Genomic DNA, 26,824 nt, shown 5'->3' on the forward strand with positions numbered 1-26,824 from the left:
GAGTCAAAATGACTGAAAGCAGAGAATATATGGGAGTGTCAGGTAAATATACAAAGAAGGGGATGCCCAACGGCTTTACATCTATTACCCCTTTTATTACCGTGAAGAATCCTTCGGAAGCAATAGAGTTCTATAAAACGGTTTTCAATGCAAGGGTTAAGGATATTACTGAATATCCTGATGAGAATGGCAATAAAATAATTGTTCATGCTGAATTAGATTTTGGAAATGGTTTTTTGCAGCTGGGAGCAGCGAATCCGGCATATCAATTGGTCTTGCCGCCAGATGAAGAGAATGCGTGTTATTCTTTCGGAATTTACGTCATGAATGCTGATCAGGTCATTGAAAATGCGGTAGCAAGAGGAGCGAAAGTAAGGGAACCAGTTACAAACTTTGTTTCAGGTGATCGATTCGGAAGTATATTGGATCCTTGCGGAGTAAGATGGTCTATTATGACCAGAATCGAGGATTTGTCAGAAGAAGAAAGTAGTCGTAGGGTTGCCGAATGGGCTAAAAGCTTTAGTGGAGAATAAATGCAATAACTTTTTTTGATGAAAAGTGTTAAAGTGACTATCTGCTAAAATGATGTAATAGAAATTCTGGTGGCACAAAGTTGCATACATGAACGATGAAGAAAAGATGATGCCGAGTGCTCCCATTATGCCGCCATATCCAAATCGGGTTATGGTTCCTCTTAGATTTGTTTCAGAAGTTCTGGGGGCTACAGTAAATACAACTAAGATCAATGGAACATTACATGTTGACATTAAGAAATAATACTTGATTGCTTGGGAATGGGTAACAAACTAATTGCTCCTTAAGTCTGGTACATAAGGCTTGAGGAGCAATGTTTTAATGAATAGCAGAGAAAGTTTTGAACAGGGGTTCAACTCTCCACGTCTCTATACTGAAACCCGCTCACTGAGTGGGTTTTTGCTTTTAATCACTTTTAATTGTAGACCTAATGTAGATATGAAAAATTCAAGGCATAGGGTGGACCTTTGAGGAACTGAAGAAGGATATTGAAGCCTATACATCTATTATTTAAAATAATGAGGTTGCAGGCAAAACTAAAAGGCCTCAGTCCAATGGAATATTACTATTTTCGTTCATTCTTCGTTTGTAATGTTCTTCCGGCAGCTAGTATATACTGCAAAGGGTCATTTATTTTAAGATACGACAGACTTTGAGACACGCGACCTTCCTGATTAACTTTTGGACGTTTTCGATCCGGGATATCTACAGACGCGAAATCTGCATCCATTTCCACCGTTTGATTAAAGAAGCCAATGATGTGCAAATCTTCTTTCCCTTCTTTAATCGTGGAGCCTGTCCGATTTAACCCACTCACTGTGATACTCCCTCTGGTTTCGCTTGCTGAGTTTTTCTCTTCCACAAGATTGAAATTTTGAATATCCAGTGCAGAAGGATTGTCAACAATGGATCTTCCTCGATCCAGTTCTATTACTTTTTGAAAAATCTTGCTTTGGTCAAAAGCAAGATCTTTTAAAATTACTTTGTTGTTCATGTACTCAAACGGGATATTCATACTTCTCACTAATACCCCAAGCGGAATGACAAAGGCATCCTGAATCACTTCGGGCTGAGTGTCCATCTGTGCTGGAGTACCGTTCAGTTTATATGTTTTCGCTCCCTTTTGAAACACAATTTCATTTGACCTCCACCTGATTTTTGCTTCCTGAAGTTTACCGTTATAATCAACTTTTGCGCCAAGAAGCTCGGCAACGGAACGAAGCGGAACCATGAGACGTTTTTCTTCATTAACGTAGGGACCAATCGGCGTGCAGTACAAAACGTCATAATCATTCACTTTGAGCAAAGAGGTTCCATTGACATGAATAGAGTGATTAATCGGTGCTGCATTAGCGTTATAAGAAGAGGTTCCAAATATAGAACTCACAAGAACTGCAAGGGATAATACAGCCGTTCTATAAAAATATTTTCGTTTCATTTTTCACCCTCCGTGAATTGAGATAGGTTGTGTTAGGTCGCATGTTTGCTTTGGAGCAGTGATAGTTTGTCCTTCTTTAGTTTTAAATAAATTTTCTCCTACTTGCTCTGCATTAGACCACTGCTCCAATAATTCGGGCTTGTTTGCAAGAATCTCTCCATCATCTCGAATGTATACTACATTGGTTCTTTCTCAGAACAGGTTGCTTTATGAAAATTCAGGTGGTAATAGGGGGTATATCCTTACCATCGTCTCGACACATGTGGAATGCGGGGTAGTAATATAGCGATATGAAAAGCATTGATGTACGAGAGTTTAAGAGCAACTTGAATATATTTCTGCATCCAAAAAACGTTTCAGGGTTGAGTGCTGTTCATTGTTACTGCATTGCACAATGGCAAATAATTTGGAAGATGTTTAGGAAACAGTAAAGAGGGGCGGCGAGCCCCTCTTATTTGTGTGATGTTGAGCATTTTTATTCATTTACAGAAAGTGTAGCATTTCATTTCACAATTTTTCATCACAAAAAGGCTTTTGTCTCATTCAATGAGCGTGCTATATTCGATAAAAGCTGAATTGTATTCCTTATCTCATGTTCCGTAGTGTCTGGGTGAATTGCACAGATTCGGAGAACAGTTTTTCCATTAAGTTGTGTCGTAAGCACAGAGGCGTATCCGTTTGTCATCATTTCTTGGGAGATCTTTTTATTGAGTGAATCTAATTCTTGCTCAGATAATCCAGTTGGCGCATATCGAAAATTAACAATCGCTAACTGTGCGGGGGATACAATTTCCCAATGATGATGTTTTTTGATTTCATCTTCAGCCCATTCTGCGAGTTGAACTCCATGCTCTATGGCTTCACCGACAGCATTAGTTCCTAAAGCCTGTAGTGTCACCCATAGTTTCAAACTTCGAGCAGGCCGCGTTAATTCAGGGCCCAGATCCCAATAATTAATATATTCTTCATTAGTCTCGGCATCTTTCAAATATTCTGGATGTGTGCTGAAGCAGTTTCTAAGCTGTTGATTTTCTTTGGCTAAAACTACGCTACAGGAGTATGTCTGCATTAACCATTTATGTGCATCCCAGGTGATGCTATCTGAACGCGATATCCCGCTCAAAAGGGGCTTATATTTCGAAGAAGCCAAAATCGATGCACCGTAAGCTCCATCCACGTGTAACCAAATGTTATGTTTTTCACATAGGTCAGCAATTTCGTTCAACGGGTCAATGCTTCCCGTATTGGTTGTGCCTGCCGTGGCAATGATCGCAAAAGGCTTCATGCCAGCCGCCTGATCATCCATTACTTTTTTTTCTAAGGCTGAAACATCCATACGAAAATTTTTATCACTTGGAATCTTTCTGATTTGATCACCACGGAATCCGAGGATGCGTAACCCTTTGGCGACCGATGAATGAGTTTGATCTGAAACATAAGCAGTTCCAATGGCATATTCCTGCTCGGATAACCTTGCATTGCGTGCAGCCGCTAAAGCGGTCAAATTCGACAGCGATCCGCCCGACAGAAATAAGCCTCCAGCAGTATTGGGATATCCTGCTTGGTCACACATCCACCGGATCACTTCCCCCTCTAAAAGGCTTGCGCTCGAACTCAGCATCCAGCTTCCGGCATGGGTATTATAAGCGCTGGTCATGATATCTCCTAACCACGAGTAAAGAGACATTGGACCAGGAACCAATGCGAAAAAGCGAGGGTGTTGCATGAAGGTTTGGTGAGGATAGACGTTTTTCCTCATTTCATCGACGACCTCTTGTATCGGTCTTCCTTTTTTCGGAAAACCAATTCCCCTTAAATGAGCTATTGTATCCCCATCTGCAGTGTTGATTACTTTTCGGGATCGAATATTGTTATTTTCTGCTATAAATGAATGTATGAACTGCTCAATAATCTCACCTAATTGCTGACTTGGTTCTTGATTCATTATAAGCATCTCCTTTGCTTAACTTCAATCAAGTATAATATAACATCTGTTGTCATATTGTGATATTCACCGATTTCATCATTACGTTTATTTTTAGGCTCTTCGCTATTACGCAAAGTAATTCTCAAAGGCAAAGAGAGCTATAAAATCGCCGTTCAGTGCAAATGCTGGAAACGTGATGTTGAGAATGGTATACTACTCCAACTCAAGGCTGGTAAGCAGGTACATAGTTGCTGTGTTGCTTGGATGGTAACGACGAGTAATTTTACAAGGCAGCAAGGAGCGGGGGAGCTTGTAATATAGGAGGGGGAACCTTAGTTATCTGAAAATAATTAAAAAAAGAGAATAAATGTATAGTACTTGTAAGAAAAGTGTTCGAAAACGCTTTGCCAGATGTTGCAAATGAGCTACTTAAAAATTTAAAAAATGACTCTGCATTAAACTGGGAGTAAAAAAATACTGGTGCCCCTTAAAGATGCGATAGGAGCCACCAGTAAAAACTAATTTACTTATATTGTTAATAAGAGCCAACTATACTTTTACTGTATATTGTACCAACACCTCAAAGGAATAAAAAAATGGGTGAGCCATCTTTCGATACACACCTTAATTTTGACTAAGAATTATTGTCCAATTTGTTCTAAGATTTGTGTGTAAGCATTCCTATAATGATCGGGGTTAGGATCTTCTCCTATTATCTTGGGTACGTCAAAGTCAGACAGCAGGAAATAGTGTTTGGGTTGAACTTCATGCCTTGCTAAGCAACTCTTGCAACAGGACAAGGGACAGCCGTCAATTGCAATGATGTCACGTCCCGATTTTGCTGTTCTGACAAGGGGTTTGACATCACCACCAACCCCAGCAATGCAGGACATTTCAGCGACTTTTTCTCGATCCATTTGTATAGCGATCATGTTAGCGGTTTGTGCTGCGGAGGAACATCCAGAACATGAATAGACAAGAGGTAAATCAGTTCTTTTCATCTTTGTACACTTCCTTGTTTTTTCTTTGTGATCCATCACAGTATCTTTGGTTTTAGATGAAATAAAATTTAAAATTGTTTGTATTTTAACTTAAATTTACAGTCTAAACCGTGATCGTGATCACGACAATATTTTTGTAAAATCTGTTATAGGGCTAACTGTGTGTATACAATTCAGCTAGATCTTTAGAAAAAAAAGCTTATCCCTACTCATAGATTTAAGTTGGAATAAGCTTCTGGAATTTTACTGTTTAGGTACACTTAAACTAATCAATTTCTATGTTAAAGAATTTTAGATAATTTTGTGCCATCAAACTTGTCACCCCATCCTTTATTTTCTTCTATAGAAAATTTTAGAAATGGTTCGATACTTGGCAATGGAAAATTGTAATCTATCATGAGCTTTACAATTTTCTCCAAAGATTTCAAACTGCTTTCGCCGTATCCTTCGATTACAGTGTACGCATGACTGATACCAAGGTCATAAATACCTCGCAGTAAGGCGTCGACTGATCCATCAATATTTTGATATAAGCTATACAAATATATGAATTCATCTTTACTCAACTTCTCAAACTCTTCCTCTTCGTATGTTTTGAATTCTGTTAAATTCTCAGGAATTAATTCAACGACTATATCATTCCAATCATCCAAGTATTGTATATTAGTGAATTCCCATAAATAATTCAAAACGATCTTCCAATCATTAACATCATATTTCAAGGCTATAATAGCGTTCTCAAAACAGCTAACACCATATGCAACTCTACCCCTCATTGAAGTATGTTTAAATTTTTCCATGTTCATAATCGTTAGTCTCCTTTATACCATCCGGTGAGTGCGTCAGCAACATTTCCTTTAAAAGTAAATGTGCAGTTTTCGCAAGCTATTTTTGCTGCTCCAAATTCGTGTGGAGTTGTTTTAATAGTATATATATATAAATCATTCACATTAGCCTTTTGATTTAGCGCTTGATTCACTGCATCTACTTCTGCGCAATTTCCCACTGCATATTCATTAAGAGAATCTTTTGGCAATAATCCTGCTTTGTCTTTGCTTCCAAATAACACTGTATTCTTTTTATCTCCACTAAGTTGTATACCTTTATTCATTCCATAATAATACTTCCCTGTTTTTGCGTCATAAGCTACAGCAGCTGTATTGAAATTATCCATTTTCCTTTTTGAAGGAGCAAGCTTTTTTTGCATGCTTGACCAATCAGTAACAGCATCAAGTAATTTTTTATCAGAAGGTAACTTAGGTTTACCATTAATCGTTCCTTCAGTTTTGGGTGGTTCAATAGGTTTAGAAGGCGGAGGCTTTACGATTCCTGGTTCTTCAACGATAGATACTGGAGCTTTAATTGATTTAGAAGGTATCTTTATATTCCTACCAAATTTAGCGCCGTATAAACTTCCAACCATCTGAAATTCAGAAAATACACTGCTAATAATAATAGCATTTGCCTGCCATTTTGGTATTTCTTCGCCTGTCCAATAGTTCTTTCCTTCTTTAGCTGCTTTAATCTGTTCTACGAAAATATCCACATTTTCTGGTTCGTGATGTAATTTGATTTCTCCATTTTTAATAGCTTCGTTATAGGCAAGAGTGGCTTGGGCTGCTTTCTGATCGGTAACTCCATTTTTACTGAGGACCCACATAGTACCCATAAATTCTTTATCATACTCATCAAAATTATAGGATACTTTGGCTTTTTCAGCTGCCATGTAGCTGTCATAATTGGCTCTCCAGCTTTGTCTCAGATCTATAGGAATCTGCTGATACGCATGAACCATGGCATTAGACTCTTTCAGCAGGTTTTGAACCAGTTCCAGTGGGCCACCGGAATGCGCTATATGACGTGCACTCGTAAACACTTTCCCAAGAATCCACTTGCTATAGTAGGCTTGTCTCGCTTGATCATGTTCATACTGGTTAATCAATCCTTGGAGTGCTAGACCAGCCAAGTGTTTCAACGGATGAATACCGATCCCCTTTCCGCCTCCAATCGTAGCAGTTCCTTTGCTCCGAACAGGGATCATTGCGGTTGCTTTCAGAATGACACCCGCCGCAGGTCCACCTAAAGCTCCCGCAACAACGCCAGCCACTTTTCCCATCACTGGAATGGAGCCTAATAGCTTGGACACCGTACCCAACAAAGAGTTGGCCTGTTGAAGTGCAGCCGGACTTGTCACTTTGGCGGTAGGAGTGCTGCTTGATGTCTTAGTAGCTGATGGAGCTTGCGCCGCCTCGTATGCTTTGATGCTCATCAATGGTGGCTCAGGCACAGGAGGGAGGTCGGCTACGAAAACAGGTGCTTTCACCGTACCTTCCTGATAAATCACCGGAGCTTTGGTATCCGTCTCACCATCCAGTACCATGCTGCTGGACCCGCCTTTTAGATACAGCGCCGTTCCAGCTTCGAGCGAAAGTTCCTGCCCAGCATCGAGCTTCACGTGACCACCCTGAATCTGCACATTCCCCGGACTGTCGATGGTAATGCCGCTACTTTCATGCAGTGTAATGGAAAATTCACCGGAGGTGGATAGAGTCAGCTCATGCTCAGACATTTCTACGCCGCTACCTTGCACATGTTGCCATACCTTCACATTCGGCTGACCATTTGTGTGGCGTTGTTGTCGCAGTGAATCCGTGACATAGGCATCCTGTTCGCGATGTGTAGGCAGATACAATTCCACCTTTTCCCCGATCTCAGGCATATCGTACCAGCCACTATGTTCTTCAGCGACATAACGGGTGGCTACGGGAAACCAGTACGCTTTGGCAGGATCTTGCTTCGGGTCAATGTCCAGTTGAAGCTGTACAAAATCCTGTTGTACCTTCAGCACCGTCCCTGTCAGCGAAATCCCGGTGGCCTGATCGTTTTCATACCGGGCATAGTGGATATCCTGCTCGGCTTGAAGGTCATAGCGGGTACGCAGTAAGCCATCCGTTAATGTGGTCACTGCCCGAACCACGACCAGTTCTTTGCCTTGTCCAATGGGTAACGTGATGAGGTCGCCCAGCGCATAGTATTGCAGACTTTCGATCATATAGGTGACATACGAGCTAGCACGTTTTCCGGGCTTTTCCGCATCCAACTCATGAAACGTTTTCCGAACTCGATAAAATACATCTCGCTCCACCTTATGCTGCTTGCCTTCGGGCATCCCGAAGAAAACCTTGGGCGAGGCTGCGGTTACCTCTGGCACAAGTACGGAACCAAAGCGAGAAGCGAGGCGTTTTAAAAACGCCCAATCCGTCTCCTCATATTGTAAAACAAATGTCTCCAGTTTGGCATGGTTGCTTACCGTATCAATGGCATCTCCGTATTGATATTTTCGAACCAGCGCAGTGACCAGATCATCATAGGTACGGTGAATATCTTGATAGGAGCGTCTTTTACGTTTAATATCCATCTGATATGAATGAGAAGCGGCCTCCAATTCAAACGTATACACGCCTCGTACGCAGTGTACGGACATACGTGTAACAATCCCATGGAACAGCCTTCTCAGCGATTGTCCCTGATCATTCAACTGACGAATCACAATCGGCTCTTGCTCCATATTTTGACCAATACAAGCCGCTCCCTGTTCTTCGGAGAGCATGCCACTGATGTGTAAATAGGCATGATCGTTGATGGCACGTGTTATTTGAAGTAGTTCAATGTGTAGTGGCTGAAAGGGACCATAAAAGCGTAGGCTTTCATATCCGATCCCATCTGATAATACGCTCAAGTGAGTTCAAGACTCCTTTCTAGATGCGATGGGTATTTCCAAGTAAAGCACGTCATCTTGAAATTGCTTCTGATTAAAGAATACGCAGATGAGTACAACTGTCAGTCAAGATAGATATGTATTACAAGGTTTGTGCGCTATAAAGGTTTAGAGGTGATATTTAATAAACAACCCAGCATATGTATTTATCGGTTAAAAGAGAGATTTAGTTTACAGAATGACCCATTCATTGGGGGATTTTCAATGTGTATTATTGGAAGGGAGAGACATGGGAAGAGAGAAAGCTGACAGTAATTTTGAGCAATTGCCTTCCAAAGTTAGGAACGGGGCTAATTTAATTGTGATTAAGGATTCGGGTAAATTAAATACAGGCTCATATGGAACTAGTGGGATCGATAGAAGTGAAGGGAAAACAGGTATCATCTGGAAAATGGGGGTGTTGTGAGAAGGAGTGGCTTTTGATATGATAGGTAATATATATAATAAAAAGGAATATATCCCTTCCACTGTCTCGACACACGTGGAGTGCGTGGTAGTAATATATCGGGATGATACGTTGAAGAGGCATGAGTAGATACTTCGGAAAGAGGACTCATGGCAAGCGAATATATTGCTTTTTTAAAAATGCCCATATTGTTATGGGTATTTTTTTATTGTATTATCATAAACCAGCATAATTTGTCTAAAATCAAGCTAGACTGGTATTTTCACTGGTAGCAATCACGAGTAAAGAATCATTATTTCTCGTATTTTAGATAAATACACTATTAAGTAAAAATTAAGTGAAGTCTACGCATATTTTGTACAAGAAAGAATCTGAAATCGCTTCTAACTTGAACGTTGTAATTGTATACATTTAAATCTAACTTAAACGGTCAGGAATTGTATTTTTAAAAGGTAACAAAGCCCCACATGTCGAATATTGTTTAAATCTCAGCTATATTATCTATTAGTAAATAAATAAGTCGTATTATGAAAGGAGCAACGATGAATATAAAGACTGCAATTCCCGATGCAGCTCCGCTAGTACTTTCCTTGAGATCAGTAGGTTACACTTTAGAATCTGCGATTGCTGATATTGTCGATAATAGCATCACTGCTAAGGCAACCGAGATTTACATTGACGTCAAATGGAGTAATGAATTTGCTTATATAAGTGTATGTGATAATGGGTATGGAATGAATGAAGAAGATTTGCACCAGGCAATGAAAATTGGTTCGAAAAACCCAATGGATTCAAGAGATCGGGATGATTTAGGACGATTTGGCATGGGTTTAAAAACGGCAGCTTTTTCATTATGTAAACGATTGACTGTAGGAAGCAAACTTGCTACGAGTGCGATGAGTGTTAGGGTCTGGGATATAGACAATATTATGATTTCAAACCGTTGGGAGCTGTTTGATGATAGTTTAACGTTAGCTTGGCAGCATGCTTTAAATCGATTAAGTAATTATAAACAAGGTACAATTGTGGTGATGGAGAAGCTAGATAGACTAATCACTGAGAATTACAGTAATCAGTCCATTAGTCGTTTTTGGCAACGGATTGCTGAGATGGAGAAACATTTATCCATGGTATTCCATAGATTCTTAATTGGTGCACAAGCATTACATATTTTTATAAATGGAAAAAGAATTGAGCCATGGGATCCATTTATGCGGCAATCACTCGCAACCCAAGAGTTTAGAGAGGAGTATTTGGAATGTAATGGGGGGAGCATTCGGGTACATGGGTTCATCTTGCCGCATCATTCTAAAATGTCATTGTCAGAATATGAAGAAATTGGTGGAATCAGTGGATGGATGGAGCAGCAGGGGTTCTATGTATATAGAAATAAGCGTCTGATTGTTCCAGGCACATGGTTCAAAATGCTGCGAAAAAATGAGCCGGGTCAGCTCGCTAGAATTCAGTTGGATTTAACAGGAGATATGGATTTTGAATGGAAAATTGATGTTAAGAAATCCTCAGCGGCACCGCCATCAGTGCTTAGAGAGAGTATCCGGCGAATCGCTAGAACAACTCAGGAAGCATCGCGCAAGGTTTATTTTTTCAGAGGGGCGACCATTAATCAAAAAAACAAAACAGAGGATAATGAGGCAATATGGGAGCAGGCATCCATTCGAGGAAGAACGTATTTTAAGCTGAATCGCCATTATGCACTGCTAAAAGATGTATGCTCAGAGTTGCCTGAAGACTCTTTAAAGAAGCTGAATGTGTATTTTAGCTTGGTCGAGGGGTTCGCACCAATGAATGTATCTCTGATGAGACCCTTTTCAAATGAGATGAATTATTCAGAGGAACTAGTTAATAGCGCGATGAAATTTTACAATGACTTGATGAATGTGGGCTATAGCTCGTCTGAAGCACTAGGCAAAGTGCTTCAGATTAGCATATATGAAGGGTTATCGGAGGTTATTAAAGGAAAACTCAAGCACTGAAAGGAGTCGCTTATGGATAGAGATGCAGTTGCTAGAATTGCTGTCGAATACTGCTGGTCCCTAAAAGAAAAAGAAGTGGAATTTGAAACGGCAGTTACTCAAACTGTTCAATTTGTAAAAACCAACTTGCCGGGTGGTAAGGATGTTGATGCTGAATGGCTTAAGGAGCATCTCCGGTTATTTATAACACAAGAGGTTTCAGATTACTTGATGCTTCAAGGAGAGGAGCAGCAGAAAGAGAAGCATAAATGGTGGACGGAACAGAAAAATGAAAATTCTTTGGGACATTGGAATCGTTGGCGGAGGTATTTAACAAACGAAAAAAAATGGAGTCCGTCAATTATAGACAGCTTAGATGAAACGACTGATAAAATTCTTGATGCAATTGATGATCCAAAACAAAGTTCACTATTGAATGACCGCCGGGGTCTTGTATTAGGATATGTTCAATCAGGTAAAACAGCTCATTATACTGGCTTAATTAACAAGGCTCTTGATGCTGGGTTCCAGCTTATCATTGTGCTTGCTGGTATGCATGATAGTCTTCGAATGCAGACCCAGTCGCGTTTAGATGAAGAAGTGTTTGGATGTGATTCGAGTATTGAGCTGGCAATAAAAAATGGCATGTTTAGAGAACAAGTAGGGGTGGGTCAGCTAACGTTTTCTGAGCAACTCATGGTAAATATGTACACTGACAGGAGTAAAAAAGGAGATTTCAAGAAGAGTCAAGCAAATAAAATTCAATTATTAGGTGGACGTCCGTCTGTATTTATTGTCAAGAAAAACGCAACTATTTTAAAGAATCTATATCAATTTTTTAGAACAGGAAATTTGACAAAAGACCATTTACTTAAGCAAGGAAAAGCGGTAATTGCCAATATTTCAATGCTGATGATTGACGATGAGGCCGATCAAGCATCCGTCAACACAAGAGCGATAAGTGATGCTAATGGCAACATTTTGCCTCAATATGAGCCTTCCCGTGTCAACGCTGAAATTAGAAGAATTTACAATTTGTTTTCTAACAAAGCGTATGTGGGGTACACGGCTACACCCTATGCTAATATTTTCATTCATGATGAGGCAGAAACAGAACATTATGGAAAGGAACTGTTCCCAAAAGATTTTATTCTTTGTCTCCCAAAACCTAGCAACTATATTGGTCCAGCAGAGTTTTTTGGCCTTAACCGTGCTGATGGTGAGACCATGCGATTGATTAGAAAAGTGCAATATGATCCATTATTCGTTCCTGCAAAAACGAAAAATGGTCATATCCCTGAACGCCTGCCTGAAACATTGGTAGATGCTATTGGTGCTTTTTTAATTTCGTCATCAATTCGTTTAGCTCGAAAACAAGAGAATGAGCACATGTCGATGCTTATTCATGCGGCACGGTTTACCAATATTCATGGTGAGATCAAAGATCTTGTAGGTAGAAAAATCAAGGATATCCGAAATCATCTAAGATACGAAGATCCAGCAGATCCCTTTTCTTTTGAGACTCGGCTGAAAAAATTATGGGAAGATGATTTTGTTGAAACAACCTTCCATTTGCGTAAATACTTTTTTGATCTGGCTGGTGAATGCGATATGCCAGAATGGCCGGTGATATTGAGTGGAATTTCGAATATTTTGGACAAGCTTGAAGTTCTTGAGGTCAACGGAGTTAGTGATGATGAATTGAAGTACAAGGATTACCCGAATGGGCGAATTGTGATAGCTGTAGGTGGAGACAAGCTTTCACGGGGGTTGACTTTAGAAGGGCTATCTATAAGTTATTTTCTTCGAGCTTCTACATTCTATGATACATTGATGCAAATGGGCAGATGGTTTGGCTATAGACCCGGCTATCTTGATTTGTGCAGACTGTATACCACTTCAACCTTAGCTGAATGGTTTGCACATATTGCGGTTGCGACTGAAGAATTACGCGGCGAATTGTTCAATATGGATCAGCGCAGCGCATTGCCTAAAGAATATGGACTCAAAGTTCGAACACATCCAGACCTGTTTATTGCCGCAACAAATAAGATGCAGTCAGCTTATGATAGACAGGAGGATTACAGTAACAGCGTGAGTGAAACTACAAAATTTGAAAATAATGAAGACTTTTTCAGAGAGAATCAAAATGCAGTAGATCATTTTATCCGGCAACTTGGCGCTCCTGATAAAAATTATCTTTACAGAAAACGTCCTGAGAAATACGTGAATAATGCCAATTTACCTAAGCACTACTTTTGGGAACTGGTTGATGGTTCTAATATCTGCGATTTCTTGTCTGAATATAAAACTGCACATAATGCGCCGAGAGCAAATAGTTTTCGTTTGAGGGAGTATATTAGGAAGCAGATTAAGCATGGAGGATTAACAGAATGGACAATATGTCTGATCAATGCGGATGAAAATGATAAGTTTCAAAGCAAGGGATTTGAGATTGGAGGGCTGCCAATAGAGAGGGCAGTAAGAAGAGCCAAAGGTGAAAACAGAGGGGCAAAGGCTTTTGGACGATTGCTTTCACAGGACCATGAATATTTGGACTTTAATGATGCTCAAATGGAAAGGGTCGTTGAGTTGAGAGCTCAAGCAACTCGTAAAAAGGGGAAACGTTCAAAAGTTATTATGGACAGTTTGGGATCTGATTGGGAGTCTGCTGTGTATATACGTAGTGAATTGAGAAAAGCTCAACCACATAGAGGATTGATGTTAATATATCCTATTGAGAATTCTGATGATAGTGTTTTCGCGAGTTTACCAGATGACATTATTCCGATGGGCATTGGTTTAGTTTTCCCGCCAAGCCACCATTCGACTCCTGTGAACTATAAAGTTAATAATGTCTTTCGTGTCTTGGAAGAGGAGGATGAGCAGGAGTGAGCATAAATATAATTTCAGCTCATGAGATCTTTTATGTATTAGATCAGGAGTTCCTTTCAAAAAAATGGTCTGGAAGCGATTCACTCCTATCCCGACAAATGAAATTAAGCCAAGATATATTGGCTATATTTGCCGTAAAGAAATCAGACGGAAAACATATTTTATTTTTGCAATGCACTCCTGAAGATGTGACCAAAGGAAACAAATATCCAGCTTGGAAAGGGATTTCCATCGACTTTACTGGTTTTGACAATGTAGGCATGGAAGGAAATTATGTCCGTATTGAACAAAACGAGGAGAGCGATGACGAAGTGTACTTTGCTGTTGTTGATGATTTATGTTCTTGCCTTCTAGGCATTGAAAGATCTCATCTGCGCAAAGAGCTTTCTTCTGCATTAGAACGCTGGAGCCGATTTTTTTCGTTTCGTGGAAGCATTAAATTATCGCAGGAAGAGCAGATAGGTTTGTATGGAGAACTCTGGATGATACGCAGTATGCTGCAAAATGACATTGGAATGCAGACGATAGGTTTTTGGAAAGGACCTTACCAGAATGTATTCGATTTTTCTTTACAAAACATGGGCGTTGAAATAAAGACAACAGCTTCAAAAATGCCCTACAAAGTTTACATTAGTAATGAAGTGCAACTTAGTGATCGGCTTGCGGGAGGCACTCTTGTGCTTGGCTTTATAGCAGTTCAACCAAACGATTCATCAGGAGAAACTTTACGAGATGTAATAAAGAGCATCGAGGAGTATATAAATAAAGATGAAGCAGTGTACGGTTTGTTTCGAGATAAAATATTCGGATCTGGGCTTGGCAATCCTTATATTGATAGTTATACAACTAAATATATAGTTAAAGAATACGCTTTTTTTAACGTACAGGAAGGATTTCCACGTATTTTGAGTGAAGATATGCCTATTGGCCTGGGCGATATTTCTTATTCATTAGACATAGGAGCTTGTTTCGACTATAAAATGGATGAACTGCAATTTTGGCAGATAGTCAAGCATCATGCGAAGGAGGCCACCGCATGATACTAGAAGATTTTCATGCGATGATTTCTGAAGATGCAAGAGAAGAACATGAATATGGGCGTTTTCGGACGACGGAAGAGGCTGTAGAGAGCATACTGTGCGGTTATTTGGAAGAGGAGCAAATTATCGTTGACATGCAGCTTAGTCCATACCAAAAAACCAACTCCAGCCGACAAGCAATGAAAGTAAGCGCTCATGCCTTTGATGAGAAAAATGCAACTCTCAGTTTGCTTGTTGTTAAATGGGAACGGAGCAATAGCCTTGTGAAAGTGAGCAGGAATGATGCGAATCGAATGTTTAAAATGGTGCGTCGTTTCTATAGAAATGCTAAAATGGGCATGTATAAAGAAATGGAGGAGACAGACAGTGCCTATACATTAGCACAGATGATTTATGAATGGCAGTCTTTTATTTCAACAGTCCGCATCTATCTTATCTCGAATGCTGTTGTCAATATTGAGCCTCCACCGGATGTAAAAGACGAGGATACACTTTTTTCATATGATGTATGGGACATAGACAGAATCTTCAGACTTGTTGGACAGACAGGCAACACAGCAGAAAACGTCATTCATTTGCGTGATCAATACGACTTTAGCATTTGCATGATGAAAATGCAGGCAGAGAATCAACAGTATGACTGTTATGTTGGAATAATACCTGGGAACTTGCTGGCAAGAATATATGATGAACATGGGCAGCAATTAATCGAGCGAAATGTGCGTTCGTTTCTTCAAGCAAAGAATGCGATCAACAAGGGCATTCGAGATACAGTTCGAGACCAACCGGAAATGTTTATGGCATACAACAATGGGATTTCAACGGTTGCAACATGGATAGAAGCTGATGAATTAAATCATGGCGCTGTTTCAGTGCATGCATTGCACGGCTGGCAGATTGTTAATGGGGGACAAACCACAGCATCTCTCGCTAATGCATACAAAAAAAAGCTGGATTTAAGTCAGGTATTTGTACCTATAAAATTGACAATTCTAAAATCCAATCAAAACAAAGATCGAATAATCTCGTATATATCCAAGCATGCCAATAGTCAGAACAAAATTACAATGTCGGATTTTAGCGCCAATAATCCTTGGCAGGTTGAAATGGAGAAGTTGTCACGGAGGATATGGGTTCCTTCAAGGCAGCGAGTTCGCTGGTTCTATGAACGTGCTCGAGGACAATATCTTGTTGAACTCAGTAGGCAAAACACAGAGACTCGGAAAAAGAAATTTAGGAGTGAGAATCCTAAGAGTTTCGTTGTCACCAAAACACTTGCTGCAAAATGCATGATGTGTGCAATGCAAAAGCCGCATGTTGTCAGCAAAGGATCAGAAACCAATTTTGTGAAGTTTATGGAATTAGTCGAGACTGGGAAAGCTCCATTTCCCAATGAAAAGTATTATAAGCATATGGTGGCAAATGTAATTCTTTTTGATAGATGCGATAAAATCGTTAAAAGCTTGCAATTGGGAGATTATAAGGCCAATGTAGTGGCATATACAATTGCTCTAGCATATCGTCTTTTTGATGATGGGATCGACTTGGATAAAATATGGGCGAAGCAAGATATTGATGAGAAACTTGAGTTGACGATTCAAGATTTGGCTCTAAAAGTATGGGGACATATTACAAGTCCGATTGTAGAAGGAACTAATATTACCCAATGGTGCAAGCGTGAAGAGTGTTGGAACCTCCTGCTCAAGCGTCAAGGGCTACAAATTGCTTCGAATGAGGAGGACGATGAAAATGAAACTTAATACAGTGGATTTATTTGCTGGTGCAGGTGGGCTGAGCCTTGGATTTATGAGAACAGGCCAGTTTGATTTTAAAGCAGCAGTAGAATATGACAAGCACGCGGCAAGGACATATACTGAAAATCACGAAGGTGTGGAAGTCCTCCAAAAGGATGCAACAACTATCTCCTTTAAGCAGGAAATTAAAGAAAAATACAGCAATATAGATGTTGTTATCGGTGGACCGCCATGCCAAGGATTTTCAAATGCAAACAGGCAGAAATCAAGTTTAATCAGCGGTAATAATCAGTTGGTTCAGGAGTATGTTCGAGCCATTGAGGAATTGGATCCAACTGCATTTGTTCTTGAAAATGTAAAAACATTGGAATCCAGCAAACACTTTTTCTTTGTTGGTATTGGTAATAGAGAAGAGGTTCATATATTGGGAATACCCACTAAAAAGGAAAAAGTTGTTTTATGCTCAGGTGAAGAAGCGACGGCTCTAGTTATAGGTGTAGTTGAAAATAACGTTCCAATAGATAGGTTTCGAATGGCTGAAGAAGGATATGCTATGCTCAGCACTTTAATAAAGTTTTCGCGGACAGAAAAACGAGCAACAAAGTACGTTGAAGAGAAAAAAGATAAATTGCATAAACTTTTGGAAAACTGGGATGGCTTCCATCAAGGTTTTGGGAATCGTAATTGGGAAGCTTTTTACGGTGAGACCAGAGAAATAATCCTAGGATATGTAAATGAAAGACGGAATTATTTGGAATATTTTGAAAGGTTAAAAACACTTATTGAAGTTGAACAAGCGTTTGAACGTATACATGAATTGGAAGAGAATCGTATTGAGTTTGAGATTCAATCATCTGAAATCCGTACAGTTGCCTCTGTGGATACTTTTACTGTTAAAGATTATCTTGAACATAAATTTAAAGCTCTTGGGTATCAAACAAGGAAAGCAATATTGAATGCTGCTAATTTTGGCGTTCCTCAAACGAGGGAACGTTTTATCCTTATCGGTATCAAATCAGAAAAAGTAGGAGAAAGTGGGGTCGAGTTACCATCTCCTATATTTAAAGCGGAAAGTTATTTTACTGTCAGAGATGCAATTGAAGATTTGGAAAAGTTAGAACCATCAATTCAAGCAAATGCCCCTCAAATTCAGAATGTTTTTTTAGGGGGATCAAAATTGGCAAATCTCCTCAATAACAGAGACTCAATTGCTAATCATGTAGTTACAGACACGGGAGAAGAGGCCATGAAAAGATTTAAGGCATTGGCACAAGGGGACAATTTTCATAAACTCGACAAGTCACTGAAATCTACGTACTCTCTTCCTGAAAGAACACAAAATACGATTTATCTTCGTTTGCGATATGATCAGCCATCAGGGACTGTGCTCAATGTACGGAAATCTATGTGGATTCATCCAACATTGGACAGAGCGTTGAGTATAAGAGAAGCTGCTAGGTTGCAATCTTTCCCAAATAGCTTTGTATTCTACGGATCAAAGAATTCCCAATATCAACAAGTAGGAAATGCAGTACCTCCTTTATTGGGGCAAGCTATTGCCGAATGCCTGTTGAAGCAATTAGGTCTTAGATCATCCAGCTCGTTGTCCGATGATTTAGGAGTTGAAGAATGTATTTGTAATGATATCAATATTGCTCAAACAGATGATATCATTGCTATATGATATATTTGACCCCAAGAAACGAAAATGAGATTATAGCTCTCGTAATGGTTCGAAAATGCCAAGGGAAATATAATTAAATTAAAGTTATTTATAATAAGTAAAAAGGCTCAGCTGCTATGCTGGGTCTTTTCGTGGTGTCCTTCACGTTGTTATAGGTGCACATAGGTATAGTGCTGATTAGTTTCAGAAAATATTGTGATAGTTTTTATTCCTATTGTCTTTGAAAGTTACTCCTCTTTTATAAACAATTCTCTGAACATAACTCTTGCAATACGAACGTATATTCGTTATAATATATACGAACATCAGTTTCCATTAATTACAGAAAACGAGAAGCATCAGAATGGAACGTTCACAACCATATAACCCAATCCATTAAACAGGAGGTTAAAACTTGTCCAGTAATCCAACACGAAATCAATACCAAATCAAACTGTTCCACTTTAACGAGATCACCATTGCAGGCGACCAACTTTGTGCTCCACAATCCAGCACTCGCACTATCACTGTATCAAACAGCATCTATCTCGACCAACTCAAGCGAGTCGTAGCAGAACGTGATCCTTCCAGCGATGCTACCGAAGTCATCTTTATGCTCAAAGCTGATCAAATTGACGAAGACGATCCATCTCAACTTGCTTTGTATGAACGTATGTTACGAGAGGGCATCTACTATAATGGAAGGAAGTATGTCCGTTCGATCAAGTCACCTGCCATGGGACGTACACAGCGAACGGAATTTATCCAAGAAAAATATGTTGCTGATCTGTATCGACGCATTACACTCCGTAAAATGCCACCACTCACCAATATCCATAAGTGGGAAGCAGCCTTAGGTGTGAGTCGTTCAGCGGCACAGCCAGTTCCGTATATTCCACGTATCGTCGTTATTCCAGATTATGAAAAAGATACGATCATCGAGGATGTATGGAAAGTGGAAAAGTGTGCTGAAGATTTGGATCATCAGAAGTTAATATTCGATGAAAAGGCAAAACAACGTGAATATTTCAAAACGAAGAAAGAATTGAAACCATCTAAGGCACAATTACATAAGTTAGAACGTATACCGAATAAAACGATCTCGTGGAATGGCCTCACAAAGTCTGTTCCTGATCCAAAAGAGTATAAAACTTTCAATGGATGGAATAAACAGAATCGTCGTGTGAAGCTAGAAGCAATTCCTTACCCTGCTCGTTCGGTTATGTATAATGACGAACTATATCCTTGCTACTCCATCGAGCAAACAGAAGAAATCCCAATCATCACAATTAATGAACAATCCATCGGCTTTAAGCGAGTCGAATATCCACAATATGAAAATAAGAATGTCCAGTTTTTCGATGGTCAAGGTTTAATGAGCTTTCAGTTTGCAGAGCGTATTGGACAACGTCTGAACCTATCCTATTCACCCAATGCAGTTCAAGGAAGACTTCCATATATTAAAGGTAACTTTATCCGATTCGATCTGATGAAATGGTTCAAGGAAAACAACGTGACCGAGATAAAGGATGTTTTTGGTGAATTACAGCCTGTCATCGACGAACGAGGTCGTCCTATTGATCTCATCCTCACCAAATCCTGCTTCAAAGCATGGCATCAATACAGTGAGGGAGAAGCTAAGCCTAAGTGTTTGTTTGAAAACATAGCGGAATATGAAGAATTACTGAAAGTACATAATCATAACTTTTGGGTAGCGAATTATGCGAAACCAGCGTACCAGATGAACGCCTACACACCACTGACATACCAATATATTCATGCGTTGAATCTTACACTGAACGATTTATTTCAATTAGCTACGCCTCAAATGGATGTCATCAAACGAGTATTACATGGACAAAAGAATGACACCCATGGAAAGTGGCTTCGAGATATTGCTTACACGAAAGCGTTCCTACATATGCTAGTCCAAGAAGACGATGAACCCAAAGATGTAGATGGAGAACCCGATGAACAGGAATATGAAATAGAACGGGGTCAGAAGAAAGAGTTTATCAATGAAATTATCCAAGCCATCGATTTGAATGAACTCATGCTGTATGACGGTAAGGTTCGCAAATTTATCGTGAAGCAAGCCATGTTGAAAGTACAGGATATGTTGAAAGGTCGTATCCCGATTCGTGGCAGCTACTTTTATCTAACCAATGATCCGATTGCGTTTATGCAGTATGCCAGCGGAAAAGCAGTAACAGGTGTGTTAAAGAAGAAGCAGGCTTTTATGAATCGGAAACGTGGAATGCATGCTTTATTCCGATCACCGTTAACGATATTTAATGAAGTCGGTAAGCTAGATTTTGTACAAGTACATAACCGATATATACGTCATTTAGATAATGTGATTGTGCTGAACTGTTGTGATTTAACACTCGCAAGACTTGGACTCGGTGACGTGGACGGGGATACGGCTCTCTGTACCAATGATCCCACCATACTCTCAGCCGTGATTGATGCTCCTACAATCATCAATGAGGATGATAAAAAAGTAGCTGCTCCTGTACCGAATAATATGGATAGCATCGTCAAGATGGAGCTAAAGAGCCTACATAACCTAACGGGTAGATGTACGAATGTGAATACGTATTTTCAGAATCTGGCTTTGGAGGAAGGAAGCCTTCAAGCACGCGTTTTGGAAAACTCAGTTTTAAAATTTCTCCAAGGTCAAATCATTGATGCAACCAAAAATGGACTGGAAGTAGAGATTCCATATGTGCTGGATCGTCTGGCTATCCAAATGCCGTATTTCTTTCGTTTTGCGAAGGGTGGCAAGGCAGAGGATTATCAGCTCTCGACGAAATCGCCGTTTAATCAATTTTGCGTTGTGGCGGAGAAGTACATAGATGACAAGTTCCAGTTGAAAGATGGGAAACTGGATCAGTCTATTTTGGGCATCGAAAGCACGAGACAATTGTTACAGGATATGAGCAAGGTTAGTCAGCGCAAGTTTCTGGATTATCTGGCTCGTATTGAACCGTTGTATACAGAATACAATGAGCAGAAAACACCAATTGATTATCGACGTATGCAATTTAATGAGCTAAAAAAATGGCAACGAGACAATGATACCCGAAAAGCAATCAGCGCGGAATACGCTAGGTTAAGAGAGGAATACAAAACTCAGTGTGAAGAGATCTGCCCTTATCCTTCAATACTTGCCAGCGTTGCTGTCGAGATCGCATATCAAACTAATAGAACGTACTCCTTTGCATGGCTATTTGTAGATGGACTGCTGGAGAATTTAAAGCAGCATGAAAATGTTTTGAAGAGGGAAGTACGAAAGGTGAACCGGCTGACGAATCGAAATGTGGAAGGTAAGGAGCTTACCGTTCAAGTTGGCATCGCTACAATAGATGATCTGGAGTTTCCATTTCATGTGCCGGACGGTATTTATTCGTTATTTGAGATCATGGGACAATTCTTTATTGGCTATGAAGCTGAAAGGGAAACCGTAGTACAAACCAGTAATACGCCTTCTCTGTTGGACGAGAAAAGTACAAGACGAACATTGAGAAATTACTCACTTGGCTTCAGCACTTTAAAAAAGTCGGAGGAAGAATCGCAATTGATAGCTGACCAGGTATTGGGTAAGAAATTGTGGGTTCAGGTGGTCGAGTATGGATATGTTCATATTGTGGATGAGCAGGGTAAAGTGAAGTGTATCATTCCGAGAGATCAGGTCATTCGCCGAGATGAGGGGTTATCCTTCCTAGATTTTGACGGAGCGACAATTAAATTTATCAGGATTGAGAAAGTCACGAAATCGAGCTTTAAGGCTATAGTTCATATCGAATAAATTAAATCATAGGTCTGTCATGATAGGCGCCTGTTAACACTGGCGCTTGGGTGACACCTGTTAAAAGGGTGCTTCAAGCTTAACTATGCGGCTTGTCAGCCGGTAGAGAGGGATGTGGAATAGATTAACCTTTCACATTCCAATCACTTATTTATGTGAGGAGGTCAGATATGGATAGCCACACAATTGTCATTACCCAGTCTCGGATGGCAGGATGGTTGATGTTTAATCGGTTTCATAAAATGGATGAAAAAGTAGATTTAAAGGATTCCAATCGGAAAGTATTTATATTCAAGGATTCACCTCCATTGAGGAAAGCCATGGAGCAATATAACGAATTTAAACAGGTAGTCGATAACATCTATTAATAAGGGGGATCATAACAATATGACAATAGCTTTACAAAAACACGATGATAAACACAAATATTATACCGACCAATTCACCATTAATGGAAAACGGGTGGCTGTACGAAAAAATAGCAATAGCAAACAAGTAGAGGCTTGGATAGATGGTATGTGGAAGCCGATTACCAAGGAAGATGTAGATAAGCAGTATCGGATACAGTTTGATTATTCTCCATATGAGTTGGAGTTTTCGTATAATGGTGGTAAAACGTGGTGGACATATACGGACGATAAATATATGACCGATTCGGAACGAGCGTATTTCAAGAAGGAGATCGCGTTTTTTGAGAATTGGGAACTTGAACAACGTATTGAAGAGGAAGAACGGAAAGCGAATGATCCTGAATATCAAGAGTGGATTGCCCAACAATACATAGATTGGTTAGCTCATGAGGAAGAATACTACCGGAGTCAAAGCAATACTAAGCTTATATCTTATGTGGATATTCCAGATGTGTTCAAACGCGATGATGAGTCAGCAGGAGAGAATTCCCCCAATTCAATTGAGCCTAATTATATGAAATACTTTGAGATTCACGGAACGCATAAGAAATTTCAACCTGTTTGGTATGCCAAAGATATTTTAGATCAGCATATGAAATGTTTTTCTGATGGTACGTTTTTGTATCGATATGATCAGGGCGTATATGTCAATGATGGTGAGCGTCACCTGGAGCAATTATCCGTTACCCTGCTAGATAATGAATTTCGCCATAGTCGGATTAAGGAAGCACGTTATTACATAGAGGCCCAAAGTTATATTGCAGGAACCCAAATGAATCTGTTGGACGACTATATTAATGTGAAAAACGGTTTGTTGAATTGGAAAACGGGAGAGTTAAGGGAGCATACGCCTGATAGACGGAGCACTATTCAATTTCCTGTCCTATATGATCCTACGGCCAATGACCCTGTCATGCTTCAGTTTATCGAATCTGTGCTTGAACAGGATACGCATGCAACATTGTTTGAAATGATCGGCTATTTTCTGATTCCTACCTTGGAGTATGAAAAAATATTTTTATTCACAGGTACGGGAAGCAACGGGAAATCGGTATTGATTAAAACGATTGAAGCGATGATAGGCAAAGCGAATATATCCAAAGTTAAAATTCAAGATTTAGAAGGAGACAGATCACGGTTTAAGATTGCCGAGTTGTATGGAAAAGTGCTAAATTGCTTTACAGATATTCCTGCGGATGCATTGAACTCTACAGGGAACCTCAAGGTACTTGCCAGTGGTGAAGGATTAAACGCAGAGAAAAAGGGGAAAGATCCCTTTAACTTTGAACCGTTTTGTAAATTGTTGTTCAGCGCCAATGAGTTGCCGAAAAGTAGTGATAACAGTGACGGATTTTTTAGAAGGCTGATGGTGTTTCCTTTTAATCGTAAATTTACAGATCAACAAAAGGACACTAAATTAATTCATAAACTGACTACTCCATCTGCTTTATCGACATTATTGAATTATGCGCTTGAGGGATTAAGACGACTCGAACAACAAGGTGGATTTTCGTATTCACAAACGATTAAGGATCAAGTTAAAACGTATCAAATGGAATTGGATGTCATTATGCTGTTCATAGATGAAGAATGTCAAATCGAAAGTGAAGCTTCAAAACAACATGAAAGCCGAATCGAATGTAAAAGGTTATATGCGAAGTATGCTGCATGGTGTAAACAAGGTGGATTTAAACCTGAAACGACGACTAAATTTAATAAGCATATCAAAGAAAAACTTAAGGAAAAGGTGTATCAGAGGAAAGCCAGAACAACAAGTGGCAATTCAGTTCCGTGCTGGTTTGGCATCAAAATATAATGTTTCCTGTTTGGAGCATCCGTTTCCTGTTCGTTTTCTGTTTTAAATACAATTGGAAACAGAAAAATAGTTTGTTTACATAGAGAATTATGAGTTTGTTTCCATGTTTCCTGTTTTTTTAACTCTTGAGAGAAATACATATAAAAATATTTGATCGAATACTATGCGCTGGTGAGGAGTGTATATGTGATCAGGAGTGTTCAAAACTGGAAACATGGAAACAGCTTTTAAAAATCAGCTATTATACTGGAGAAATTGAAGTGAAGATAGGAATCTGGCGTTATAAAATTGGAAACAAGCTGATGGAGAATAGGAAACATGTTTATATATGATGGGCTTGTCAGCCCGTAGAGAGGCTATGATGGGATTGAATATATAAGTCCAGCCATGAATTTTATAGTAAAGGATGATTGAAGTTGCGAATGTAAACTTAATAAGCCGCAAAGGGGTTGGGTGTGGGAGGGGAAACGGCGGCAAGCGATACTACCGTTTACGAAGCGCAGCGAAGTGGTTTTATTGCCCAGAGTTCCCCCTATCCCACAAATAGATCTTGCATAGATTCAGCAGAATTCATACATGTAGTCAGAATCATAATATTGTCTAGGATTACCGCTTCAAGATTTTCAATTTACATATTCAAATTTATCTTGCTGAATTGGGCTATTATTCGCAAAATTTTAAACCACACAAATTGGTTGCTTAAGCTTACAAAGTTTGAGATGTGTCACGTGACACAATGTTGAAAATTTAAAAGTATATATTATACACGGGAACTCTGGCTATGAGCTAGGGTTCCTTTTCATTTTGGAGAGGAGCAACAAGATTGCTATTAATGTTACAAGCAATAATCATAGAAATATTACGATTTATTACTGTAGTTGGTGTGTTTTTCACCTGGATGTGGATTGCAGCCTTTTTAAAAATGAAGGTAGAAAGGGGGATCAAGTGGATTGGAAATCAAATTCGTAAGCGTAGAAATGCTCGTACCTTACATAAAAAACGCCAGAAATAATGAGAAAGCTGTAGAAATAAAGGAGCAAATTCTATAAATGAAATGGATGAAATTGAAGATCGATCAACTGGTACATGCCGAATATAATCCAAGGAAGGATTTAAAAGCGGGTGATCCTGAGTTTGAAAAGATTAGGAATAGTGTTATCGAATTCGGTTATTGTGAACCGATTATTTGTAATAGTGATTATACCATCGTGGGAGGCCACCAACGTGCCAAAGTGTTGAAGGCACTCGGATACGATGAAGTCGATTGTGTCATAGTGGATGTAAATAAGTCGAAAGAGAAAGCTCTGAACATAGCGCTCAATAAAATTACAGGGGAGTGGGACTTTGAAGCACTGGCTACATTATTAGATGAGTTAAAAGAAGCAGAATATAATATTGAGTTAACAGGATTTGATTGGTCTGAAGCGGAGAAGTTGTTGGATACATTACATGAAGAATCTGTGGATGAGGAAGGTGATTTCGATGTCAAAGAAGCTTTCCCTGAACATCCGATCACTCGTAAAGGTGACATTTGGCTACTTGGAAAGCATAGGCTCATGTGTGGAGACTCGACTAATCAGCAGGATATTACAACATTGATGGATGGTAAGAAGGCTCAGCTCATTGTAACTGATCCACCTTATAACGTCGATTATACGGGTAAGACGAAGGATGCATTGAAAATTGAAAACGATAAGATGGATAACGACCAGTTTTATGATTTTCTATTGGATGCCTATACTCGAATGTTTGAAGTAGCAGATGATGGAGCAAGCATTTATGTATTCCACGCAGATAGTGAAGGTTTGAATTTTAGGAAGGCATTTATCGAAGCTGGATTTAAACTAGCACAATGCTGTATCTGGGCTAAACAAGCAATGGTAATGGGTAGACAAGATTATCACTGGAAGCATGAACCTGTATTATACGGTTGGAAGCCGACAAGTGGACACTACTGGAACAGTGATCGTAAGCAAACGACATTATGGCAATTTGATCGCCCCTTCCGGAATGAATATCATCCCACGATGAAGCCGATTCAATTGATTAGCTACCCAATTAAAAATTCGAGCAAGCTTGGTGATATCGTATTTGACCCATTTGGTGGTTCAGGTTCAACGTTGATTGCTTGTGAGGAAACGGATCGGATTTGCTATACGAGTGAGCTTGATCCCAAATATGTAGATGTGATTGTGAAGCGATATATTGCCCACGTTGGTAGCGATAATGGCGTGTATTTAATTCGGGAGGGCAAGCGATATGACTATCATGAAATCATTCAGCCTTGAAAATTAAGATTTCATGATATCTCCCTATAGTCTTAATAGGAAATGTTGTTCCTAATCTCCATCAATCAGTTTTTTCGAGAATCGTAATCT

19 protein-coding genes are annotated in these 26,824 nt (G+C 39.5%); 14 read left to right on the forward strand and 5 right to left on the reverse strand.

The features are described from left to right. Window positions 1–8 precede the first annotated feature (8 nt). Window positions 9–533 carry a VOC family protein gene (locus NSS66_RS13995; protein ID WP_069080742.1) on the forward strand — a complete coding sequence of 175 codons (525 nt, stop codon included), beginning with the start codon at window positions 9–11 and terminating at the stop codon, window positions 531–533. An 88-nt stretch (window positions 534–621) separates the two neighbouring features. Further along, a complete protein-coding gene (locus NSS66_RS14000; RefSeq protein ID WP_071558401.1) occupies window positions 622–777 on the forward strand; it encodes a stalk domain-containing protein in 156 nt (51 codons plus the stop codon). A gap of 322 nt (window positions 778–1,099) precedes the next feature. Here NSS66_RS14000 and NSS66_RS14005 read toward each other — a convergent pair whose 3' ends face one another. Beyond that, window positions 1,100–1,972, reverse strand: a complete 873-nt coding sequence (locus NSS66_RS14005) for a copper amine oxidase N-terminal domain-containing protein (RefSeq protein ID WP_340959150.1) — start codon at window positions 1,970–1,972, stop codon at window positions 1,100–1,102. Window positions 1,973–2,492: 520 nt separating this feature from the next. After that, window positions 2,493–3,917, reverse strand: a complete 1,425-nt coding sequence (locus NSS66_RS14010; protein ID WP_340959151.1) for a pyridoxal phosphate-dependent decarboxylase family protein — start codon at window positions 3,915–3,917, stop codon at window positions 2,493–2,495. A 147-nt stretch (window positions 3,918–4,064) separates the two neighbouring features. Here NSS66_RS14010 and NSS66_RS14015 point away from each other — a divergent pair, with 147 nt between their 5' ends. Further along, the gene (locus NSS66_RS14015; protein ID WP_256253383.1) at window positions 4,065–4,220 is read left to right on the forward strand and encodes a restriction endonuclease; all 156 of its coding nucleotides are present in this window, start codon (window positions 4,065–4,067) and stop codon (window positions 4,218–4,220) included. A 320-nt stretch (window positions 4,221–4,540) separates the two neighbouring features. Here NSS66_RS14015 and NSS66_RS14020 read toward each other — a convergent pair whose 3' ends face one another. The 3 genes from NSS66_RS14020 to NSS66_RS14030 form a co-directional block, all read right to left on the reverse strand. Further along, window positions 4,541–4,900: a putative zinc-binding protein gene (locus tag NSS66_RS14020; protein ID WP_013372447.1), complete on the reverse strand. Its 360-nt coding sequence runs from the start codon at window positions 4,898–4,900 to the stop codon at window positions 4,541–4,543. 281 nt (window positions 4,901–5,181) lie between these two features. Then, a complete protein-coding gene (locus NSS66_RS14025; protein ID WP_028542224.1) occupies window positions 5,182–5,706 on the reverse strand; it encodes a hypothetical protein in 525 nt (174 codons plus the stop codon). A gap of 5 nt (window positions 5,707–5,711) precedes the next feature. After that, the gene (locus NSS66_RS14030; protein WP_340959153.1) at window positions 5,712–8,639 is read right to left on the reverse strand and encodes a contractile injection system protein, VgrG/Pvc8 family; all 2,928 of its coding nucleotides are present in this window, start codon (window positions 8,637–8,639) and stop codon (window positions 5,712–5,714) included. A 268-nt stretch (window positions 8,640–8,907) separates the two neighbouring features. Between NSS66_RS14030 and NSS66_RS14035 the strand changes: the two genes are divergently transcribed. The 11 genes from NSS66_RS14035 to NSS66_RS14085 all read left to right on the forward strand — a co-directional run bounded on the left by NSS66_RS14035 (window position 8,908) and on the right by NSS66_RS14085 (window position 26,734). Beyond that, entirely contained in the window at window positions 8,908–9,084 is a 177-nt protein-coding gene (locus tag NSS66_RS14035) for a hypothetical protein (RefSeq protein WP_220030009.1), read from the forward strand. Window positions 9,085–9,626: 542 nt separating this feature from the next. Then, window positions 9,627–11,078 carry an ATP-binding protein gene (locus NSS66_RS14040; protein WP_340959154.1) on the forward strand — a complete coding sequence of 484 codons (1,452 nt, stop codon included), beginning with the start codon at window positions 9,627–9,629 and terminating at the stop codon, window positions 11,076–11,078. 12 nt (window positions 11,079–11,090) lie between these two features. Next, window positions 11,091–13,952: a Z1 domain-containing protein gene (locus tag NSS66_RS14045; protein WP_340959155.1), complete on the forward strand. Its 2,862-nt coding sequence runs from the start codon at window positions 11,091–11,093 to the stop codon at window positions 13,950–13,952. Beyond that, window positions 13,949–14,992, forward strand: coding sequence for a PD-(D/E)XK motif protein (locus NSS66_RS14050; RefSeq protein WP_340959156.1), 1,044 nt, complete (start codon window positions 13,949–13,951; stop codon window positions 14,990–14,992). The genes NSS66_RS14045 and NSS66_RS14050 overlap by 4 nt, the downstream gene beginning before the upstream one ends. Beyond that, window positions 14,989–16,752, forward strand: a complete 1,764-nt coding sequence (locus tag NSS66_RS14055) for an AIPR family protein (RefSeq protein ID WP_340959157.1) — start codon at window positions 14,989–14,991, stop codon at window positions 16,750–16,752. Before NSS66_RS14050 ends, NSS66_RS14055 begins: the two co-directional genes overlap by 4 nt. Then, window positions 16,742–18,430, forward strand: coding sequence for a DNA cytosine methyltransferase (locus NSS66_RS14060; RefSeq protein ID WP_340959158.1), 1,689 nt, complete (start codon window positions 16,742–16,744; stop codon window positions 18,428–18,430). Before NSS66_RS14055 ends, NSS66_RS14060 begins: the two co-directional genes overlap by 11 nt. Window positions 18,431–18,824: 394 nt before the next feature. Beyond that, window positions 18,825–22,220 carry an RNA dependent RNA polymerase gene (locus tag NSS66_RS14065; protein WP_340959160.1) on the forward strand — a complete coding sequence of 1,132 codons (3,396 nt, stop codon included), beginning with the start codon at window positions 18,825–18,827 and terminating at the stop codon, window positions 22,218–22,220. Between the two features lie 170 nt (window positions 22,221–22,390). After that, window positions 22,391–22,588 carry a DUF5659 domain-containing protein gene (locus tag NSS66_RS14070; RefSeq protein WP_179031563.1) on the forward strand — a complete coding sequence of 66 codons (198 nt, stop codon included), beginning with the start codon at window positions 22,391–22,393 and terminating at the stop codon, window positions 22,586–22,588. Window positions 22,589–22,607: 19 nt separating this feature from the next. Next, window positions 22,608–24,446, forward strand: coding sequence for a DNA primase family protein (locus tag NSS66_RS14075; RefSeq protein ID WP_340959162.1), 1,839 nt, complete (start codon window positions 22,608–22,610; stop codon window positions 24,444–24,446). A gap of 823 nt (window positions 24,447–25,269) precedes the next feature. Next, window positions 25,270–25,458 (forward strand): hypothetical protein, encoded by a 189-nt coding sequence (locus tag NSS66_RS14080; protein ID WP_061830806.1) that lies wholly within the window; start codon window positions 25,270–25,272, stop codon window positions 25,456–25,458. Between the two features lie 37 nt (window positions 25,459–25,495). Continuing rightward, the gene (locus tag NSS66_RS14085) at window positions 25,496–26,734 is read left to right on the forward strand and encodes a site-specific DNA-methyltransferase (protein ID WP_340959165.1); all 1,239 of its coding nucleotides are present in this window, start codon (window positions 25,496–25,498) and stop codon (window positions 26,732–26,734) included. Window positions 26,735–26,824 lie beyond the last annotated feature (90 nt).

It is taken from the genome of Paenibacillus sp. FSL R10-2748 (genome assembly GCF_038005565.1).
GTDB lineage: Bacteria > Bacillota > Bacilli > Paenibacillales > Paenibacillaceae > Paenibacillus > Paenibacillus polymyxa_B.

Bases quoted from the DNA above. Each gene is read 5' to 3' on its own strand.
- NSS66_RS14055 (WP_340959157.1), top strand. From the start codon at position 14,989: ATGATACTAGAAGATTTTCATGCGATGATTTCTGAAGATGCAAGAGAA.
- NSS66_RS14035 (WP_220030009.1), top strand. From the start codon at position 8,908: ATGGGAAGAGAGAAAGCTGACAGTAATTTTGAGCAATTGCCTTCCAAA.
- NSS66_RS14045 (WP_340959155.1), top strand. From the start codon at position 11,091: ATGGATAGAGATGCAGTTGCTAGAATTGCTGTCGAATACTGCTGGTCC.
- NSS66_RS14025 (WP_028542224.1), bottom strand. From the start codon at position 5,706: ATGAACATGGAAAAATTTAAACATACTTCAATGAGGGGTAGAGTTGCA.
- NSS66_RS14020 (WP_013372447.1), bottom strand. From the start codon at position 4,900: ATGAAAAGAACTGATTTACCTCTTGTCTATTCATGTTCTGGATGTTCC.
- NSS66_RS14060 (WP_340959158.1), top strand. From the start codon at position 16,742: ATGAAACTTAATACAGTGGATTTATTTGCTGGTGCAGGTGGGCTGAGC.
- NSS66_RS14040 (WP_340959154.1), top strand. From the start codon at position 9,627: ATGAATATAAAGACTGCAATTCCCGATGCAGCTCCGCTAGTACTTTCC.
- NSS66_RS14010 (WP_340959151.1), bottom strand. From the start codon at position 3,917: ATGAATCAAGAACCAAGTCAGCAATTAGGTGAGATTATTGAGCAGTTC.
- NSS66_RS14085 (WP_340959165.1), top strand. From the start codon at position 25,496: ATGAAATGGATGAAATTGAAGATCGATCAACTGGTACATGCCGAATAT.
- NSS66_RS14075 (WP_340959162.1), top strand. From the start codon at position 22,608: ATGACAATAGCTTTACAAAAACACGATGATAAACACAAATATTATACC.
- NSS66_RS14070 (WP_179031563.1), top strand. From the start codon at position 22,391: ATGGATAGCCACACAATTGTCATTACCCAGTCTCGGATGGCAGGATGG.
- NSS66_RS13995 (WP_069080742.1), top strand. From the start codon at position 9: ATGACTGAAAGCAGAGAATATATGGGAGTGTCAGGTAAATATACAAAG.
- NSS66_RS14000 (WP_071558401.1), top strand. From the start codon at position 622: ATGAACGATGAAGAAAAGATGATGCCGAGTGCTCCCATTATGCCGCCA.
- NSS66_RS14005 (WP_340959150.1), bottom strand. From the start codon at position 1,972: ATGAAACGAAAATATTTTTATAGAACGGCTGTATTATCCCTTGCAGTT.